This window comes from Pseudomonas sp. R62, assembly GCF_000257605.1.
Lineage (GTDB): Bacteria > Pseudomonadota > Gammaproteobacteria > Pseudomonadales > Pseudomonadaceae > Aquipseudomonas > Aquipseudomonas atacamensis.
This window is the reverse complement of the sequence record NZ_AHZM01000884.1, coordinates 1-1089: the sequence shown is the minus strand read 5'-3', so window position 1 is coordinate 1089 and position 1089 is coordinate 1. Positions and strand designations below refer to the sequence as shown.

Sequence of the window (1089 nt, the reverse complement as noted above, 5' to 3'; positions counted from 1 at the left end):
TCGTCGATGAGTCCGACCATCGTCACCAAGGATGGCAAAGTGGTGATGGTGGTCGGCACGCCGGGGGGTAGCCGGATCATCACCGCGACCTTGCTGACCATGCTCAACGTCATCGATTACGGCATGGGCTTGCAGGAAGCGGTCGACGCGCCGCGCTTCCATCAGCAGTGGATGCCGGAGGAAACCAACCTCGAAGACTTCGCCGCCAGCCCGGATACGAAAAAAATCCTGGAAAGCTGGGGCCACAAGTTTGCCGGCCCGCAGGATGCCAACCACATCGCCGCGATTCTGGTCGGCGCGCCGTCACTGGACGGCAAACCGGTTGGCAAGAATCGCTTCTACGGCGCCAACGATCCACGGCGCAATACCGGCTTGTCTTTGGGTTACTGAGCGGAGTAAAAGAGGGGCGGGCGCAGGTCCGCCCCATTCTCAAGGACTGATCAAGGAAGGCTCGACATGACCACCGCATTACTGATCATCGACGTCCAGCAGGCGCTGTGTGCTGGTGAATATCAGTGCTTTGAAATCGACCGCGTGATCGCCACGATCAATGATCTGAGCCAACGCGCCCGTACGGCTGGCGTTCCGGTGGTTTTGATTCAGCACGAAGAAAAGGACGGCTCATTTGTTCGCGGTGCTGAGGGTTGGCAACTGGCGAAAAACCTTCTGACTTCTACGAAAGACCTGCGCGTAGACAAAACCACCGGGGACTCTTTCTACCAGACCGATCTCGGCAAGCTGCTGCCCAGCGAGGACTTCGAACGCCTGATCATCTGCGGCCTGCAAACCGATTACTGCGTCAACGCCACGGTGCGCAGCGCGCATTCACTGGGCTACGACATCGTCGTCGCGCGAGATGCGCATTCGACGGTCGATAACGGCAACATGAGCGCCGAGGACATCATTGCCGAACACAACAAGGACTTCGCCGCCCTGACCAGTTCCGTGGCACGAATCGACGTCAAACCGGCAGCCCAAATCACCTTCTGAACTCCCACAAAACCCCTGTGGGAGCGAGCCCGCTCGCGAAAGCGCTGTGACAGCCAAGATCAAACCGACTGATATACCGCCTTCGCGAGCAGGCTCGCT

Annotated in this window: 2 protein-coding genes; both read left to right on the top strand. The window is 59.0% G+C overall.

What is annotated here, in order from left to right; all coding sequences use genetic code 11:
* A partial coding sequence (locus OQK_RS00855) for a gamma-glutamyltransferase (protein WP_177318464.1) occupies window positions 1-390 on the top strand: 390 nt, incomplete at its 5' end.
* 66 nt (window positions 391-456) lie between these two features.
* Window positions 457-990, top strand: a complete 534-nt coding sequence (locus tag OQK_RS00850) for a cysteine hydrolase family protein (RefSeq protein ID WP_016770696.1) — start codon at window positions 457-459, stop codon at window positions 988-990.
* Window positions 991-1089 lie beyond the last annotated feature (99 nt).

What these genes read in the sequence shown, in the direction of transcription:
- OQK_RS00850 (WP_016770696.1), top strand. Translation starts at nt 457, where the DNA reads ATGACCACCGCATTACTGATCATCGACGTCCAGCAGGCGCTGTGTGCT.